The organism is Lewinella cohaerens DSM 23179 (genome assembly GCF_000379805.1).
In the GTDB taxonomy this organism is placed as follows: Bacteria; Bacteroidota; Bacteroidia; order Chitinophagales; family Saprospiraceae; genus Lewinella; species Lewinella cohaerens.
Window position 1 is genome coordinate 1 of sequence record NZ_KB903535.1, and the last position, 17,932, is coordinate 17,932.

Sequence of the window (17,932 nt, forward strand, 5' to 3'; positions counted from 1 at the left end):
GCAGTAGTTTCGCCATCTTCCACTTGATCGGTGTACATGGCTTCGAAAACACCGTCATTGTTCCAATCAACAAACATTGTCAGCTTCGCAGGGCCTCCGGTCATGTTCATCACAGGGATCGTCAGATCTTGAGCCTGTGTACGGATGAACATTTGAGCATTAGGATCAAATCCGTCTTCGTCGTCTCCATCACCATCAGCATCAGGGCTTGGCTGACCGTCTAGTTCAATATCAACGACTGTACCAATCTTCACAATTGCACCACTAGATGGTACAGAGTGTACTGGGCCGCCATTACCAATGGTCGTATTGTAACCTGTATCTTCAGGTAAGTCACCTAAATCTACGAGCGTTAAACCAGCATCAAAATCTTCGTACTGCTGGCCAGGCGTAAGGAGTACACTGGTGGTACAACCGTTTGCGGGGTCAGCATCACTATCATTTGTATCATCAACACCTGCTCCCATTTGATCCTGAGCTGTAAAGGCATAAAGGTCAGCAAATGGGTTGGTAGAATTGACTAAATCAAACTCAACACAATACTCAACATCACCGGGTAAGCCGGTAAAACAGTAAGCGCCTTGTGCATCAGTTGTTGTTGTTCCAAGTTCTGCACCTTTTACACCACCAGCACATTCGTAAAGAACCACCTGTATGTTTTGTACACCAGGCTCATTGCCATCCTGTACACCATCGAGGTTATTATCTTCCCAAACGTAATCGCCAATCTTTCCACAAGAAAGCGGTATATTATTTAAAAGAACCTGATCTCCTGTTTCCAGGAAAAACTCTAAATAGAAGGAGTTGTTAGCACAAAGTGCATTATCTAAAAACCCATCATTATCTGCATCATCAGCTCCTAAAATGAATGGATTAGGATCTCCAGGTCCTGGGTTAAGTTGCCCTAGGTCATTACAGGTTGTACTTAAAGCATAACCAGTCGGTGCAGTGAATACAATGGTATAGACACCATCGGTGCCGTCATTGAAGAACTCATACGTTCCATCACTACCATCTTTTGTGATAAGCACATTACCACCAGCAGGAGGAATCACCTGGATAGACCCTCCAGTGATAATTTCACCAGAATCTTCACAGTAGATATAACCAGCTGGATCAGCAGGACAAGTACGTGGAGGAACAATTACCGTGTAATCCTGGAAACAAAGTTCATTACCAGCATAAACACGGATAACAAATGTACCACCCGCATTAGAAACATTTTCTAATATAGACTCACCAAGCGCAGGTACTGCTGTTGCTGCATCGAACATTGGGCCTGCATAAGCCCCAGCTCCTGGACTGATACCGTAACGATCAGTTCCGGTATTAAAAGAAGCTAATACAATGTAACCGTCATTCAATTCTGTTAAACCATCGCATCCAGCAGGAACGGGTATAAACGAAGCACCAGCTTCGTAAACACATTGCAAACCATAATCATAAGTGTGGTTATTTTCACCAGATCGGCCGATGGTTAGCATAATCTGCAAATCACCGTTGCCCTGTTCCACACCATCGTGGTCACTAAAATCAACCTTACCTATACCTACTTGATCAAGTAAGGTTGGTTCAAAGCCGCCTAAAGGCTGGCCGTTGCCGTACTGAGTTGCACGAACATATAATTTATAGTTGCTAAACGACAACAAGCCTGGCTGATTACCCGGTGTCGCAGGGTCTCCATCAATAATATTTGTTTGATTAAAATAGTAGCCCCCCTCACTATTGGTTACAGTGCTGGCAATCATGGTGGCATCATCTCCTGACCATAACTCGACGGTTACATTAGGGATTCCCGGCTCACCACTATCCTGTATACCATCTTCATCATAATCCGCCCAAACGAGATTTCCGATTTCTATGCCGGCAGGATCACCACCTACCTCAACATCTCCCAAGCCATTAGCTTTACTAGGAGCTGCTGTTTGATTGGGGTTACCTCCAACAGTAAAACGATCGTCAAATACTTCGTAAGCAGAGCCAGGTACCTGAGCCCCCGTTTGGTTATTTAATCGAATCGTCCCTCCTGAACGAATCAAGATAGGATCGAGCCAAACAGCCATCACATCACCAGCGCCGGGTAATACCGCCAAACCTCCTTGTACCGATTCCGGGTGCAGTAGGTTATCATTATAAAAATCCGATGTTCCCGGACGTGTAACTATATTGTAAACACAACTGTTTCCAGAATAACTTACATCAGCGCGCAACAATTCACCTGCTGAAGCATATTCATAATTGACTAATACACCATTATAGTTATTATTATTAATTGCATATTGGTTTCCTTTACGATCCAAAATACCAATAAGCATACTTCCCTGATCATCAAATTCGATATCAGCGATAATTGGCGCAGCAACTTCCCGTTCGGTGCCTGCAAAATAACGGCTTAACCCAGAGAGTCCAGAATATCCCCAAGGAATCCAGGCACGCTCACGGCCATAGTCAAAGTCAAAACTCAGTCTTTCTGTAAAGGTTTCAGCAACCGGATCAAACTCAAAGACATAGCCTAGTAGGCCATCCCCCACTCTTCCATCACCTGCACCAGAAACTGGAGAAACCACATCTCCGTTAATATCTTGCCCAGAAAGCACTAAACCTACGTACAATTTACCTCGGTAGTACTTCAATCCCCAAGGGCGTTCTTCACCGTGCATAGCTAAAGTAGCAGGATCAGGTACTGGCCAACTGCGTACCCGTGTAGCCACATTGGCCAAGGTAGGTGCTTCAGGGTTCTGAGGATTTACTAAGTCAATTTCATAAACTCTTCTATCATATAGGTTTACTACATACAAGTAGCGACCATCATCTGAAATATCAATATCTCCTAAAGAGACTTTACCTACCTGGTCGCCAGCAGCATAATCCGTACTAGGCTGATCAGCACCTACATTCAGCCCTCGTTCTACATCTGTTCCAATGTAACCACTAACTGGGCTAGTATTGTTACCAGGGTTTGCTGGATAAGGACCTACAGGGTCACTCGTTGCAATACCAATAGCATCTAAGTTCAACCAATCTTCTGTCTTATCTGCGTTTGGTGAAAATGGGTCAACCAGATAAATACCTCCAGGTCCCAATGGACCAAAAGCAGCATGCCGACGCATAACTGCCGAGGTAAACGCCTTCTGAGCTGATCGGGAAAATGCTACGCCGTATAAAGCACCTACTTCACTGATTGTAGATACCAATTCAGCCTGGTCGACTCCAGCTTGTCCGCTGGAATGAGCTGCAGGAACACCATTGTCTAGATAGTTATACTGAACCAAAGCCGGTGAGTTAGCAACACCGCCATTAGCTGTACCAAATACATAACAAGGTAGAATGGTAATAGGGTCAGGGGTTGAAACCCACTGCCCAGGATAGTTAATAGCAAAATTAAGGTTTGATTCTTGCCCAGCAGCAAACTGTACACTGGAACCGTAAGTCTCTCCACTGTAGCCCGTAAAATCTACGCCGCCTTCAAGCCCGCATTCAAAATCGGAAGGAATGTCGAACTCCAAGCGAATATTTTCACCGGGGTTTGCTGCTCGACCAGTTACGACTAAGGTGGAAAAATCATATGCTCCGCCAACGCCCGTTACCGTTTCTCCTATTAGGATGTCTTTGGCAGGAAGGGCCGCGTTTGCATAAAGCTTTACGATAACACCTTCCACGCCTGGTTCTGCGCCCGTCTGGAGCCCATCACCATTAAAATCACGAAAGGCAGTACCAGACTGCCCCATCATGGGAGAAGATGTTAAAAGAATAAATAACAGCGTAAAGAGAGAAATCGCGGAAAACAAAATTTTCCTACGCTCACCCCTCTCTTTGTTTAGCTGCCTTGCTAAGTGTGTACAGAGATTCATGTGATTATTGATTTGTTTTAATAATTATTTCAGTCGTCGTCGCAAAAGAATCAATCCTGTTGTTCTTTTAAATTTCAATCAGAAGTTGGATAGAGAAAAGCGCTTCTTTTAATTAGAAGTAACTTAAGATCCACCTGATTTTGGCTCAAATTTAAAGTGCAACCACGCTACACAAAGAGAAAAAAAAGCCAAAAACGTCCTCCTCAGTATTTCCACTAAAGAGAACTACAACATCGCAAGTCGATGATTATCAATGATTAATATTTTTTAAAAAACAAGAAAATGCTTTTTTCTTGGCTCTAAGGGCTTACTGTATCAACAGTAATAATTCTGCCAAAAGGAAGGTGTGGAATGTGGGTAATCTTTTTCATTTCATGTGATTTGTTCATTACATTTCTCCCTCCATTATTACCATGACAAACAGGTAATATTAGATTGATCTGAAGAAAACTTCCTATCAGAAAAATGCAACAGTTGTAATTTTTTTCATCAAGCTGACAGCACCTGGCGGTGCCTCAACTCATTAGAACAAATTTACATAAGTAAAGAAGGGATCGTGGGGACAGCAACTCGTGAATTGAGTTCCTCAGAATAGACCTAAAATCAATATTTTAATATATAAAAAACTACAAATCAGTACTTTAAACAAAACAAGACTACGCGAAAAGCGTAGTCTTGCTAAAAAAACAAATCATTATTGCATATCTTATATGAAGCCTACTTCAATAATTAGGCTCCATATAAATAATGCTCTCTAGGTACTTTTCGACTCATTTCAATTTTTTCTACTTTCAGTTCAACGGTCAGCAAACCTTGACTTCCAAAAGGATAACAACCAGCAGGGATAAACCAACGCCCTCTCCCTAAACGAGAAGAAAGCCAAAGTGGCAGTTGAAAGTCTTCTTCTACAAGAAAAGTCTCCGTAGAAAACCATTCCTTTAGAAAAGGGTCAGTTAGTGATTGATTCAACGAAAGGTTCAACTTCATTTCATCATTGGCAAAAAAATGCAGCTTGCCCTGCCACACACGGCAAGACCAAGCATCCGGAATAGTCGTTTTATGTGGCAGCATTTTACAAACGCCACTTCCCGCACAGCCGCGAGAAGGTGATCCAAAAACGACTTGTAAGTCTATTTTTATTTCTCCCAGAGCAAAATTCGAGGGAACAATTTTCATATTGTAGGAAGTTCAGGATATAAGAACAACCAGGGATTAACTCTTGATGAGCCACAAGGTAAAGAGAGGAGCTAGGAACAACGAGACAAAAACGGCAGATTTGTACAACCTCTAATCAATCATAAAAAGTCGCTAAAAAAACATAAAAAACTCATTACCAACAATAAAGAATGATAAACAATAGCCCAAAAAAGCTACTTCGCTGCTGAATTTCGGGTATTGTACCCCTTTAAATTAAGCATATCTATGGCAAACTCCCATAGTTTTTCATAAGGTAATATCTCTATTTTGTAGGTCTGATTAGCATTCTCTAATGGAATATTCTTCAGTTTATCTATGAAGCTGGACGCCTTGCGCTCAACAGCTACTCGATGAAAGGACCCTTTGGGGAAAGAGAGTAACATTTTCAAAAAGTAATAAGAACGAAGTGTTTCTTCTTTGTGCAAATAACGAGCACAATACTTATCAAGACTTTCTAATTTATCAATAGCAACATTGTACTTATTCTGTTCAATTAGAAAGAGAACCTGAATAATCAATATCGCGATATTCATACCACGCTTATCTTTTGAAAAGATAGGTGTTTCATTAATAAAACGACCTAGCCGAAACTTCGAAAACACATTATCAGTTCCTGTGATATCTAACTCGCCAATGCTGCCTAAATAATATAGATAAGCCCAGAAAATGGTCCAAATCTCTTTTACGTTATCAGGTAAGAATTTCATCCGAGAGTTATCTACTACTTCATTATAGATAGACAAAGCCTCTTGGTATTCACCACTATGCATTGCCAAAAGGAAATAAAGTTCGTGATACTTGAACCAATTAAAGCTACCTTCTGATTGTAACTCCAGGCATTTGAGTGCAATTTTCTTCCCCTCCGGGTATTGCCCTAATTGGGTACACGCTAACAACTGGTAGTAATAAGCAATCTGCAAAGGAGTAGCTGCTGTATAGCTCTTAGCTTCGAAAAAATTTGCCATTTCTTGGCCCGCAAGATAGACCGCTTGAAAATCATTTACCATACTTTGCTTTACCAGCTTAATCAAGAAGTAGTAAAGGTTTAAGCGATAGGAGTCGGACTCCTTGATGTAACTCTCTAGCTCGAGCAGTGCATCTTCCACAAACAACAACAAATGATCTTTGCTGCTTTTGCTGTTCACATACTCAATCATTATATCAGTGTAATGCCGTTCAGCGATATCTTCCCAGCGGCAGATCTGGTCATACGTTTCATAAACCTCTCGGTAGTGTTTGTATTGCTTTACATCCCCCATTTGGGCACCATAGTGCAAGCGGAGAACTCGGGAAACGTCTCGGGTAAGCTCTGTAAATTCGTACTTATCAGCATAACGTAAAACCTTCTTAGCCAATTCTTTACACGAAATATAAGCGTTTTTAGCCAACAAAATATTTATCGCAGCCCAATCCTTATAGCATTCGTAATAAGCACTCTGTCGATCGGTATAGGTACTTTTCTTTACATCTAGAAAGAAAAGAGAATTGAGCATCCTACTTTTCAATCCTGCCTTGAGCTTACGGTAATTGCTTCCTCCTTTCTTTCCTGGATAAAAATAGGTCGCAGCTTCTTCATCAGAAGTAAAAGAACCTTCCGTTAGCTGATAATAGAAATCATTGATCTTAGACTCCTCGCGTTTCTGAGTATCTAAAACCTCGATTGATTTAGCCTTGTTGCGCGTAATGATCAGCGCTAATTCTTTCAATGTATCCATATCCTAATCGTTTGATCTATGTTACTAAACTCCTCAGCACAATCCTCTTGCAAAGAGAATTGCCAGTCACTATGTTTACTTCATTATTAAGTAAACAAAGGGTGGAAACAGAACATAAAAGGAAATGAATACCCAAAAGCCAACAATACAGGTGTCACTACTCTTGATGAGTAATTGGGGAAAAATAGTTTTCATGCAATTAATGATTTGTACACTTCACGCACAAACAACTATTAACAATAGCTATTTGCTCCTTAAAATTTCTTGTGTGTAGTGTCTCAATAGAACCTGGCCTTAAGAACTGGCCAAACTTTTTTAGAAAAAAGCCCCTACTTCGGTTATTGGTAAAGTAGGGACTTTTAAACTAGTCATTAGGGGGAATTGACTATTTCATAATTCTTTTAAAAGGTATAGTTACGGTCGTCGTTTTTTCATGTGATAAGTCAACGCAATTGTTGATAGAACAAAGATAAGTGTAAAACGCAGAACAAAACAATACAAAACCGTATCAAACAAACCACCTAAAAAAAGTAATTAAAGGCAAAAAATAATCACTAATGACTATAAATCAAATATTTACAAAACACAAGATCGCCTAAAAGATGGCCCTGTGGTTTCTACAATAATGATTCGCTGGTGTGTGTTAATTGCACAAAAGTTAACTGTGTTTAATTGTAATTTTTCCATTTCATGTGATTTATCCCGTTATAAAAAATGCAGCAAAAGTGCTACACGAAGTCAAAGCTTATTGTGTGGCAAACAAGGACAAAAGACGAACTCACCAAATGAGTCGTAGCTTTATAAAACCTTGCTGTCTAGCCCTGGAAATCCCCTTCTCTTAGTTTACAAAGCATACGAAGAGCAGGGTAACCAGTGACTGGAAACCTATTGTGTTGTTGTGTTGATCTAGCTTTAAAAGAGCTGACCGGGATAGTGTTTTAACGCTAGTTTCGGGACTAATCTTTGGATATACAGCACTGTCAATTCCATTACTAAAATGATTAGTAACGAAAAAAATAGCGGTGAAATCCACTGTTAACATTAGTCAAAACCAATTGTCTTCTTTCATGTTCAGGTTGAACAAACTCATTACCCAAAAAAGGGATGCCTACGGCACAATCGTTTGTCGCTTCCCTGAAAACTGGAAGTCGAAAATTAATTAGACTGTTACTTAGAATAAATAAATTCACTTGAGCCTACCGGGAAATGGCAGGGCGCAATGAATTTAGGTAGGTAGAATAGCTTTTGTGTGCTCTTTGCTTGGGTTCTACAAATATATAATACTTTTATTAATATAAAAAGGATTTTACACAAATTAATGAAAATCATTATCTAAAAGCCCCGTAATATACTCCCACAGCAACTCAAAGGGAATAATTTCGGTAAGAAAACTAGCCTGTCCAGCTTCTTCCAATGGGTGAGCACGCATTTTCTCCAGGTGTTTCGCCGCTTTCCGCTGAACGGCTACTTTATGAAATGAGTTTTTGGGCAACTCCAGTAAAGCTTTTAGGAAATAGAACGAACGCAAAGTATCCTTGGTGAATAAATGTCTACGGGAATACTGCTCTATAGCATCAATTTTCACGAAGGTATCGTGATACCTTTTCTGGGATACCAGTAAAAGAATTTGAATGATTAAAATACTAACATTCACTCCTCTTTTATCTTGTGAGAAGATAGGTATCTGATTTAGGAAACGCCCAATCCTAAATTTAGTGAATCGTTTATCGGTAGCCGCATTTTCTAGCTCTCCCATCTCAAACAAAAAGTAAAGGTAAGCTTCCAATATCCTCCAGTATTCCTGGATTTCTTCTTGCTGAGCTTTAAAACGGGCATGCCCCGTAGCCCTGCAAAACACCTCATAAGCTGTATCAAACTGTCGAGTATGCAGTGCTAATACCAGGTAAGTCTCTTGGAACTTGAACCAGTTATACGACCCTTCCTGCAATAGCTCAAGCCCTCGTATCACAAAATCGGTCGTCTGAGCAAACTTCCCCAATTGAAAACTACATAAGAGTTTTTGATAATACGCAATCTGAAGTGGTACACTTGCCTCGTATTCTTTCTCTTCAAAAAACGCAATCAACTTATCACAGACACCATCAGCAACCTCATAAGCGGAAGCAGCCGTATGTATCCCCATCTCCAAGAGCCCGGAATAAAGATGTAATGTATATGAGTCATACTGTTCTGTATAGGGGAGTAAAGAGAGGTGGGCTTTTTTTGCTTCCTCTAAAATAACTGCTGTGTCTGCTTTTTTACGAACAAATTCACTGATAAACCGAGTATAGTTGTCTTCCGCCATCATCTCTGCCTGTAATACTTTTTGCAGGCGGCTGCATTCCTTAGCGTACTCCTTATACTTATTGTGATTCCCCGCTACTGTACCAAAATGAAGCTTTAAATTTCTACTGAGGTCAAAAGCCAAATCATTGAACTCATAGCGCAATGCTTGGCGCAGCGTCTGCTCTGCAAGCTCTACTGCGGCCATCCTGGCATTTTTACCAAATAGGATTTTGCTGGCAGCCCAATTCTTATGAATAATGTAATAAGCCTGCTGCCGGTTGTTATAGGAGGGTAAAGATAAATCCACCAAAAAAAGGGAAGCGATAAGTCGATCAACCAAATCCGACTTTAACCGCCGAAACGTACCCGATTTACTAGATTGGCCTGTGACTGCACGAGCTACGTCCTCATCTTCTGCTTGATCAGCTAATAGTTCATACATTTCCCCCAACTGGGTGTCCTGATTAAACGGAAAACCAAGCCTACGAATAGAACGTAGTTTTATTCGAGTGATAATCTGCACCAATTCTCTGAGTACCTGCATGCTCGTATGCTAAAGCCATATTTAAATGATCAAAACTCTATCGGTTAATCCACTAAGAAAAGTACGCCCAATAGGGAGTACCTCTTCTTCTATATAAGCAAGCCGCTCCTTCGTATCAATTTTAGACAACTGGCAAAAGTTAACAACGTAACTCTTGTGAATTCGAATAAATTGATCTTCTGGCAAACGTTGCACTAGTTGTCTTAGTGAAATCTTACTGGCATACTTACTTCCTTTACGCGTGACGATGTAACAATAGTTCCCTTCGGCCTGGATATAACAGATATCCTCATGGAAGACCTTATAAAGAATGTTTTGTTTTCGTACAAAAACAAAGGAAGAAGATAATTGTGTTGCTGTATTCATAGTTTACTAACATAAAACCTCAATCGGTTCAACGAACTGATTGTAAAAAAAAACCACCTTTTATGTAAATGTGTTGGGTTAAAATCAAACACCCTTCTTGCACCTGGATGATGATAAATTTAAACAGGGCACGAATGTGACTTAGTTACCCTCTAACACTTTGTTTAGGGATGAGGAAATAAATAATATACGCAAAGGGTGTAGATTATTATTTTTGCGAACTCCCTTACCTTATTATTTAGCAACGGCGATACTACAATCTCAATACAAGTAACTAGAGCGACAGAAAAAAATGTCCAGAGATTTAAGTTTTAATACAGACTAATTCAACAATATGCTTTGTAAAGGTAATAAAATAGAACAACATAGATTTAACCATTCTCCTTCCAGGCCTCCCACAATTTATTATTGACTGGAAGATCAGCTATAATGGTTTCCTTCTGCTCACTTAATGGATCAACAAAAGACAATTCACGCGCATGCAAGGCTATTTCGTTGGGCTGATTACCTGTGGGCCCACCATATTTTTCGTCTCCTAGCAAGGGGCAACCAATGCTTGCCAGCTGAACCCTGATTTGGTGAAACTTTCCGCTAAGCGGTCGAATTTCCAACTGACTCGAATCTCCATTATTTTTGACAACCCTATATTCCAGCTTTCCTAAAATGGCTCCCTTCCGGGGTTCAGTGAAAGCTTCTGCACGTTTATTTTTTTGATCTTTAAGTAAGTAATGAAGCAGTGTCCCCTCTTGCTTTGGTGGCACGCCCGAACAAATAGCCCAATAAACTTTTTGTACTTTTCGCTCGGCAAACTGCTGGTTGAGGTGCCTTAACGCGCTCTTCCTCTTCGCCAGCAAGAGCACACCACTTACCGGGCGATCTATCCGGTGAACAATCCCAAGATAAGGCTCCCTTGAATGGGCTCCCTTGAGGTAATTTTTCACCTGCGTTTCTACACTTGGATAATCCCAGAGTTGTTCTACATTTAATCCTGCCGGTTTATTTACCGCCAGCCAATGTTTGGTTTCTTTAACAACAGGAGGATGTTCAGGCTTGTGATGCTTCATACGGTTACTTCGGTAATGCTTTTACTAACGGCGAAATCACAGAGAACAGTTGTTCTGCTATTTTTTCTTGCCCTTCTCTACTCAGCCATTCCTTATTACTTTGCCAGTATTGTGGTGCTGTTACCTGGTCTGGAATATTGTTATTTATCCAGCGAACATCGTACTGTTCTAAAAGGAGGCCCAAGGATTCAGGGTACTCTTCCTTATTTGTTAATGCATTACTTGAGGTAGCGAAAACAGGAACCTTTGGATAAGCCAGACGGATTTTACTAAACAACCGCTTCCAGTCTTCCAATTCCTTGGCAGGCAATACCTCTGGTGATGCACTTCCGTAATGAATCAACAATGCATCTAATCGCTGCTGTAGTATCCANTCGACCCGGTCAGCAGCACTGCCGACTAACTCTCCTTTTATCCCTGCATTTACGACTTTTACGGGTTGCAATGCTGACAATTGTATTTCTAATAGAGCAGGATAAGCCTGTTCTGGTTCCAGTCCAGCCCCTATTGTCCAATCACCACCGAGGCAGATCAATTTCCACGGCCTTGAAGAACTTGTCTTGTTCTCATGCTGCGAATCGCCTGCTCGATGAGTGCAAGCTACCATCGTTAGTAAGCATAAGAAAAAAAACAGATTTAAGCGACATACAATTACATATCGGTGCATTAGTTCTTCATTTTCATGATGCAAAATACCATGTATTGTGCGAAAAACAAATTGAACTCTTTTTATTGCTGACAGGCCTACAATCTCGGCTTTATACCAGGCTTTAGCCAAGATATCCCACATAATGATCCCTAAAGGGCCTTCGAAAAAAAGAACTCATTAGCCGCCTTTTCGAAAAACGAAGGCTCAATTTATTTCTGGGCACTCTACATCGGATTTTTTACTTTCGCAAAAAAGAAGCATTTTGTGAAACAATTGTAGCTTATTTACCATATAAGTGGCAATACACTCATTCCAAGCAAGCCAAACGAAAGGCTACTTTTAGAACTACACACGGACACACTCATACTATGAACAACGCTTGACCTCCAAGATATTGGTCAAGTTGTAATAATTTGTGCAATGGACAATCCTATATCTATCCTCTTCGCAGAGGATAACCCTCAAGACGTACGTTTATTAAAATATGCACTTTCTCAGCTTGACAGCCCCGTCAACTTACTCCATTACCCCGATGGTCAAGAATTACTGGCAGCAGTGCCTAGCCTATACGCCGCCAGTATAGCCTGCGTTCTGGTAGATCTGAACATGCCTTTTGTTAATGGTTTTGAAGTCATCGCCCAACTTAGAGCTAACGAAGACTTTTGTCATGTTCCCATCATTGTTTTTACCAATACCAATAGCAACGAAGAACGGGTACGTTGTTATGAATTAGGAGCAAATGCTTACGTCCCTAAACCATTGGAAATAGAAGGGCTTGTCAAAGCAGTAAAAAGTATTTATGACTTTTGGGTTGACACCAACACTCGGGTTATTTAATGCTACTCATCAGCATTTCTAAGAAAAGAGATATTTCGCTGAAGGCCAGTATATTTAGTACGTTTAACCGCAGAGCGCCGAAACACCTTTCGGAAGGTTTCTTCTGTAAGCTCCTGCCAGTCTTCCTGCCTCATTTCCATTAAATCAGGGGGAGGATTGAAACTTGGTTCCTCATGTGAGGTTGCAAAGCGATTCCAGGGGCAGACTTGCTGGCAAATATCACAACCAAACATCCAGTTGTCCATTTTTCCTCGAAAATCTTCGGGAATAGCTTCTTTTAACTCAATGGTCACATAGGAGATGCATTTACTACCATCCATTAAGTAACCCTCTGGTGCAATAGCATCCGTGGGGCAAGCGTCAATACAACGACGGCAAGTGCCACAATAATCCTTCATAGGAGCATCAGCTGGCAAATCTAAATCGCTGATCAATTCTGCTAAAAAGAAATAGGAACCCGCCTTGGGATGGATAAGTAAAGTGTGCTTTCCCACCCAACCATTGCCTGCCTTTAGGGCCCAGTCTCGCTCCATTACAGGAGCGGAATCGACGAAAACCCTTCCGTCGATCTCACCTATATTTTCCCTAATGTATGTAAAGAGGGATTTTAATTTATCCTTGACCACAAAGTGGTAATCTTCACCGTAAGCATACTGGCTAATCTTTGGAGCAGCAGGGTCTTTCTGTAAAGCAGGATTGTGATAATTGTACAGTAAGCTGATCACCGATTTTGCCCCAGGTACCAACTTTCGAGGATCTACTCGTTTATCGAAGTGATTTTCCAGATAGCCCATCTTTCCATGACGCCCCTCGTTCAACCAAGCTTCCAGACGTCTTGCCTCTGGCTCCAGAAAATCAGCCTTAGCTACCCCCACAAAACTGAAACCCAACCGGTGAGCTTCTTCCAGAATGAGTTTTTTTGCAGCAGAATTATCACCGTAGCCTTTAAGCAAAAAATGTGTTTTTTAATTTAATTAACGATTAACGAAACTAACCACCTATTACCATCGTATATAAAATTGGTTTAATACCTGCTATTATGTAGCATTAGGTCTCGGCATCTGGGGGGAAGTCGGGACCTTATTTTTTCCCATCCTCCCCCACGGTTGTTTTTTGACTCCTGTCTGGTACTTACATTTTAATGATCCTTCTCAGTAATAACTCTTTCCCATCGGTGGTTTCCAACCGGAGTAAGAATACGCCTTGGCGAAGATTATCCAAAGAAAGGTAAAACCTGTTATCAAGCAAGGTTTCTGTACCTCGGTAAGCCAGGCGGCCACTCAGATCAAAAATCCGGACGTTCACGGTTCCTGTTTGATTCAGGTGAACCGTCAATTCCTGCTCAAAGGGATTAGGGAATATTTTTGCTTCTGCAAAAAAGTCAACACCAGTACAATCCTCGTCAATACCATTATCCGCTATTTCGGGGGCATTAGGGTAGATATCACTGTTGGTATCATCACAGTCATCACTATTTAGTGCATACCCTATTGGTAATTCGCCACAGATTTCAACGAAATCTTCTATATCACCAAAACCATCACTATCAGCATCTTTGTAATAAACGAAAAGAGGTAATTCTTCATCAATTTCGTCATTACAATCATTATCCAAATCATCACAAATTTCCGGTGCGCCTGGGTATACCAGATTACGGGTATCATCACAATCACCATCGGTAGCCGTCAACTCTGTAGACAAATAAGCGTCTACAGAAGGTCTTTCACAGCTATCCATGATTATTTCTCCACTACCGTAACCATCAGCATCGGCATCAATGTACCAGTCTTGAGTAGGAAAAGCCTGGTCGTTGTTGTCATCACAATCTGTATCTAACTCCACTAGTTCTGTAGCTAAATTACCAAACTCTGGGCGTTCGCAGCTCACTATCGTACTACCATCGCCGTAATTATCTTCATCCTGATCCAGGTACCATACCTGCCCAGGAAATTCCTGATTATCGTTATCATCACAATCTGTATCAATTGCTACCAATTCCGTTGGTAAATAACCAAATTCAGGGCGCTCACAACTCACAACGGTACTACCGTCGCCATAATCGTCACTGTCACGATCGAGGTACCAGATTTGGCCGGGAAACTCGTTGACATCGGCATCATCACAGTCCGTGTTATCAGCTACATAACCAGCAGGAGCAGTACAGGCTTCAACGCTCTGGCTTGCATCTCCGTAATTGTCTTCATCGATATCTTGGTAGAAAGTCAATAAAACGCCTTCGTCCGTATCATCATTACAGTTATTATCCAAACCATCACAAATTTCCGGTGCGCCGGGATATACCGTATCGTTGTTGTCATCACAATCTTCATAGCTGTAAAAGCCGTCTTCATCCTCGTCTTTATAGAACAAAGATTCTGCCAATTCAAAAGCAGCTTCACCGAGGTCTATTCCAATCAGTCGGCCAGGCATATCATCTACAGGAGGGTGAATACCGCCCCATATACGCGAAAGGCTACATTGATCCGAAGCGTCCCGGTAAGTAGCCCATTCGAGGGTGATGTCCATACTAGGGCCATCTTCGAAAACCAAAAATTCATCTTCAGGCGCTATAAACTCCCCTACTCCACCAGGAAAAAATGGATCACCAGTGATAGCAGTCATTATTTCCGCTGCCGCCCGTGAAAAGGAAGAGTGCCCTGAGGTGTAACCGGCAAAATTCGGAGAAACGAAGGTTGGACGTTGGTAAGGCCACCAGTTTTCAGCCAATATCCAGCCTACTCCTGCATCCTGAATTTCAGGAATGGTTACAAAGGCCGGTCCTCGCCAAGCTTTTAACTTTATCTTCCCTACATGCTGCCCCATATTACCTGCTAAGGGATCACCCACATTAACAAGTTCAATTAGCCCATCAAGCAAGGGAATTCCTCCCAGGTGATAGGATGGTAAAGCAGGATCAGTACTCTGCCCCAGGTCAGCCAATGCCCGAATTGCAGAAACTGGCCTCAGATAATCGTACCAACCTTTGATACCCCAAACGGTCACTGCTGCATCATGCATTGCACCACCAAGCGTCAAATAGGATTTTACATCCCATTCTAAGGGTTCCAGGATTTCACCTTTCCCGCCAAATTTCCTTACCAGGTTAGGGTTGTCACTAACTGTATTAAGAATAGTAAACCAATGCCCTGGGGGCGTTTCCGAATCCGGGCCATCTGCCCAAAACTCTGCCAATACCCGGGCATAATCACCGCGAGGAACCATTTGTGGTTCGTAGGGCTGTCCTGTTGCCGGGTTCATTGCATGGCCCTGCCCAATATCCCCACCATTAACTAAATCGTAAAAATCGCGAAGGCCTTCAATTGTTGTTGGGTAGTCCTCCACAGCAATATTACCGATACTCCCTGGTGAAATATCCCACATCACACCATCGTCTGGTGACATGTGAGAAGACCAGGCAGAAACCAAGCTAAATGTATACTGGTATTCTTCAGATAGGCCACTGCCAGCCAAGGTATCCAAATAGGGAGGAGGCCCTGGATCATGGTAAACATAATAGGGATTTCCATCTCTTTCGTAAATCGTTAAATCATCAGCGGAAAGCGCAAAGGGGCTAACGGCTCCCCATTCCGGGCCTAAGAACGGAGGGGTATCACCAGGAAAAACGTTTCCAGACTGATCCACAAAGACACTGAGTGTCAGTGGTTGCCAGCGATTATAGTCTACAATATCAGGATTCCCTGGAAATTCAACAATCATCGGCTCATTAGCCGGTTCGTAATATTGGTTGGCATAATCTACCTGCTCATTTGAGCCGTCTTGTAAACCAAAAGCTATCAATTGCTGAGCAATGTAGTTACCTAGCGCTGCTGGTGACCCCGTACTATAATCTGCCGACGTAAAAGTAGCATCATAACCTAAGTCAGCAAAAACATTATTGAGATTATTGAGGGTGAGAAATGCCCCAGGGGAATTTTGAAAACGATGGTTCAACAAGCGAAAAGCAGCGTAGCTAATCGCCTCTTCTCGAGCCGCTTCAATATCACCAGGCATTGCCGGTGGCGTAAAAGCACACTCAAACCCATCTACCGTCTTACCCAGCAAATATGTTTCAGCTTCATCATCATACACTGCCCAAGCATCGTACATCGCTACCGATGTATGAAATAAATTACGTGCATGTACTGTCGGACGGGCAAAATCTTTACGGATAGCACTCAATAATGCTTCGTTCCATTCGCGAGCGACAGACTGTGCATCTAAAGCAGATGAACAAAGTAATAGTAAACAAACAAAGACAGGGGTAATTGCTCTTATCATGATGATCGTTTTTTCTAGTAACTTACTAGGCCGAGAACAGACAAAAAAATCAGCTTTCAATAAAATTAAAAGCAAGCAACAAATTTAAGAAAACACCTAAGCATTACCTCCTTCTAATGAGGGTAAAACGTTAAACTATCTCTAATTCAGGCAAACAGCGCTATTTACCTTCCTATTATTTGGTAAATTAGATGTCTGTTGGTGTAGAAAAAACGCTCTCAACAGTTTTTTCTAAAAAAACTAAAATCACAAGACTAGATGAAAATTAATCACGCTTTTTTCCTAGTGCTCTTCCTCTGCTGCTGTAGTTTTCCCTTACTCGCTCAGGAAGACTTGCCAAATAGTGCAGAAGGGATTACCAAATTAAGCTTTGTTCGCCCGGAAGGGCCCACGCTTAACGACCTCTCAAATTACGGTAAAATAAATCGAACAGAGGGCACCCCTTACCTCTACGACACCTATACGCCTGGCCGCATTCGTTTTGAAGGGCAACCCAACTTCAGTGAAATGTTGGACGTCCTCCTTGATCTTGATGACAACCAACTTTACGTTAAGCTATCGACAGGGTTCATCGGCGAATTTCCGCTTGAGTACCTTGATGCCGTACAGGTTTATGGCGAGAAAGACACACTCACCTTTGATGCATTGAACCTACAAGAGCTTTTTGGCGAAGGGGATTATGGTCGCCGTTTTTATAGAGTCCTCCACCGTGGAGATCGTTACTTGGTACTGCATCAACCCATCAAATATTTAAGAAAGGAAGACTATGTTGAAAACCTGGGTATGGTACGCCGCCCCGATAAATACATGCAACGTAACCAGTACTGGGTCTTTGATGGTGCCAGCATTTATGAGATCAAAAGCAATCTAAGACAAATCTCTAAAGTTTTCCCTCGCAAAGCAGCAACCATGAAACGCTTGGTTCGTACACACGACTTGAATTTGAACAACCAAGATGACCTAGGACGCTTATTTGCTTTACTCGAAGAGGAAAACTAGATCATCCTGTTATAAAAAATGCCTGCCCCCAAACAAGAGGCAGACACATCAAAACAAAACGAAAAACCAACTTTAAACAAGTATAATGTGGGGGTTCTCTGATCTTACAGGGAACCCTTTTTCTTTAAAATGATAACCTCACCAAA

10 protein-coding genes are annotated in these 17,932 nt (G+C 41.7%); 2 read left to right on the forward strand and 8 right to left on the reverse strand.

What is annotated here, in order from left to right:
• The 6 genes from A3EU_RS29540 to A3EU_RS0105795 all read right to left on the reverse strand — a co-directional run.
• On the reverse strand, positions 1 to 3,731 hold a 3,731-nt coding region (locus A3EU_RS29540; RefSeq protein WP_044085514.1), incomplete at its 3' end, for an SdrD B-like domain-containing protein.
• An 849-nt stretch (positions 3,732 to 4,580) separates the two neighbouring features.
• Positions 4,581 to 5,027: a hypothetical protein gene (locus A3EU_RS0105775; protein WP_020535184.1), complete on the reverse strand. Its 447-nt coding sequence runs from the start codon at positions 5,025 to 5,027 to the stop codon at positions 4,581 to 4,583.
• A gap of 194 nt (positions 5,028 to 5,221) precedes the next feature.
• The gene (locus tag A3EU_RS0105780; RefSeq protein ID WP_020535185.1) at positions 5,222 to 6,763 is read right to left on the reverse strand and encodes a hypothetical protein; all 1,542 of its coding nucleotides are present in this window, start codon (positions 6,761 to 6,763) and stop codon (positions 5,222 to 5,224) included.
• Positions 6,764 to 8,078: 1,315 nt separating this feature from the next.
• On the reverse strand, positions 8,079 to 9,593 hold the full coding sequence (locus A3EU_RS0105785; protein ID WP_020535186.1) for a hypothetical protein: 1,515 nt from the start codon (positions 9,591 to 9,593) through the stop codon (positions 8,079 to 8,081).
• Between the two features lie 21 nt (positions 9,594 to 9,614).
• On the reverse strand, positions 9,615 to 9,959 hold the full coding sequence (locus tag A3EU_RS0105790; RefSeq protein ID WP_020535187.1) for a LytR/AlgR family response regulator transcription factor: 345 nt from the start codon (positions 9,957 to 9,959) through the stop codon (positions 9,615 to 9,617).
• 371 nt (positions 9,960 to 10,330) lie between these two features.
• Positions 10,331 to 11,023: an RluA family pseudouridine synthase gene (locus A3EU_RS0105795; RefSeq protein ID WP_020535188.1), complete on the reverse strand. Its 693-nt coding sequence runs from the start codon at positions 11,021 to 11,023 to the stop codon at positions 10,331 to 10,333.
• Between the two features lie 1,069 nt (positions 11,024 to 12,092).
• Between A3EU_RS0105795 and A3EU_RS0105805 the strand changes: the two genes are divergently transcribed.
• Complete coding sequence (locus tag A3EU_RS0105805) at positions 12,093 to 12,509, forward strand: response regulator (protein WP_020535190.1); 417 nt, start codon at positions 12,093 to 12,095, stop codon at positions 12,507 to 12,509.
• Positions 12,510 to 12,511: 2 nt separating this feature from the next.
• Here the strand turns inward: A3EU_RS0105805 and queG are convergent, their stop codons facing one another.
• Together queG and A3EU_RS32555 are read right to left on the reverse strand one after the other, a co-directional pair.
• The gene (queG, locus tag A3EU_RS0105810; RefSeq protein ID WP_020535191.1) at positions 12,512 to 13,462 is read right to left on the reverse strand and encodes a tRNA epoxyqueuosine(34) reductase QueG; all 951 of its coding nucleotides are present in this window, start codon (positions 13,460 to 13,462) and stop codon (positions 12,512 to 12,514) included.
• A gap of 178 nt (positions 13,463 to 13,640) precedes the next feature.
• A complete protein-coding gene (locus tag A3EU_RS32555; protein WP_020535192.1) occupies positions 13,641 to 16,787 on the reverse strand; it encodes a MopE-related protein in 3,147 nt (1,048 codons plus the stop codon).
• Positions 16,788 to 17,045: 258 nt separating this feature from the next.
• Here A3EU_RS32555 and A3EU_RS0105825 point away from each other — a divergent pair, with 258 nt between their 5' ends.
• Positions 17,046 to 17,786 (forward strand): hypothetical protein, encoded by a 741-nt coding sequence (locus A3EU_RS0105825; RefSeq protein WP_020535194.1) that lies wholly within the window; start codon positions 17,046 to 17,048, stop codon positions 17,784 to 17,786.
• Positions 17,787 to 17,932: the final 146 nt, after the last annotated feature.

Excerpts from the sequence above, each read along its gene's own strand:
- A3EU_RS32555 (WP_020535192.1), bottom strand. The coding sequence starts at position 16,787 with ATGATAAGAGCAATTACCCCTGTCTTTGTTTGTTTACTATTACTTTGT.
- A3EU_RS0105785 (WP_020535186.1), bottom strand. The coding sequence starts at position 9,593 with ATGCAGGTACTCAGAGAATTGGTGCAGATTATCACTCGAATAAAACTA.
- A3EU_RS0105825 (WP_020535194.1), top strand. The coding sequence starts at position 17,046 with ATGAAAATTAATCACGCTTTTTTCCTAGTGCTCTTCCTCTGCTGCTGT.
- A3EU_RS0105790 (WP_020535187.1), bottom strand. The coding sequence starts at position 9,959 with ATGAATACAGCAACACAATTATCTTCTTCCTTTGTTTTTGTACGAAAA.
- A3EU_RS0105775 (WP_020535184.1), bottom strand. The coding sequence starts at position 5,027 with ATGAAAATTGTTCCCTCGAATTTTGCTCTGGGAGAAATAAAAATAGAC.
- A3EU_RS0105805 (WP_020535190.1), top strand. The coding sequence starts at position 12,093 with ATGGACAATCCTATATCTATCCTCTTCGCAGAGGATAACCCTCAAGAC.
- A3EU_RS0105780 (WP_020535185.1), bottom strand. The coding sequence starts at position 6,763 with ATGGATACATTGAAAGAATTAGCGCTGATCATTACGCGCAACAAGGCT.
- A3EU_RS0105795 (WP_020535188.1), bottom strand. The coding sequence starts at position 11,023 with ATGAAGCATCACAAGCCTGAACATCCTCCTGTTGTTAAAGAAACCAAA.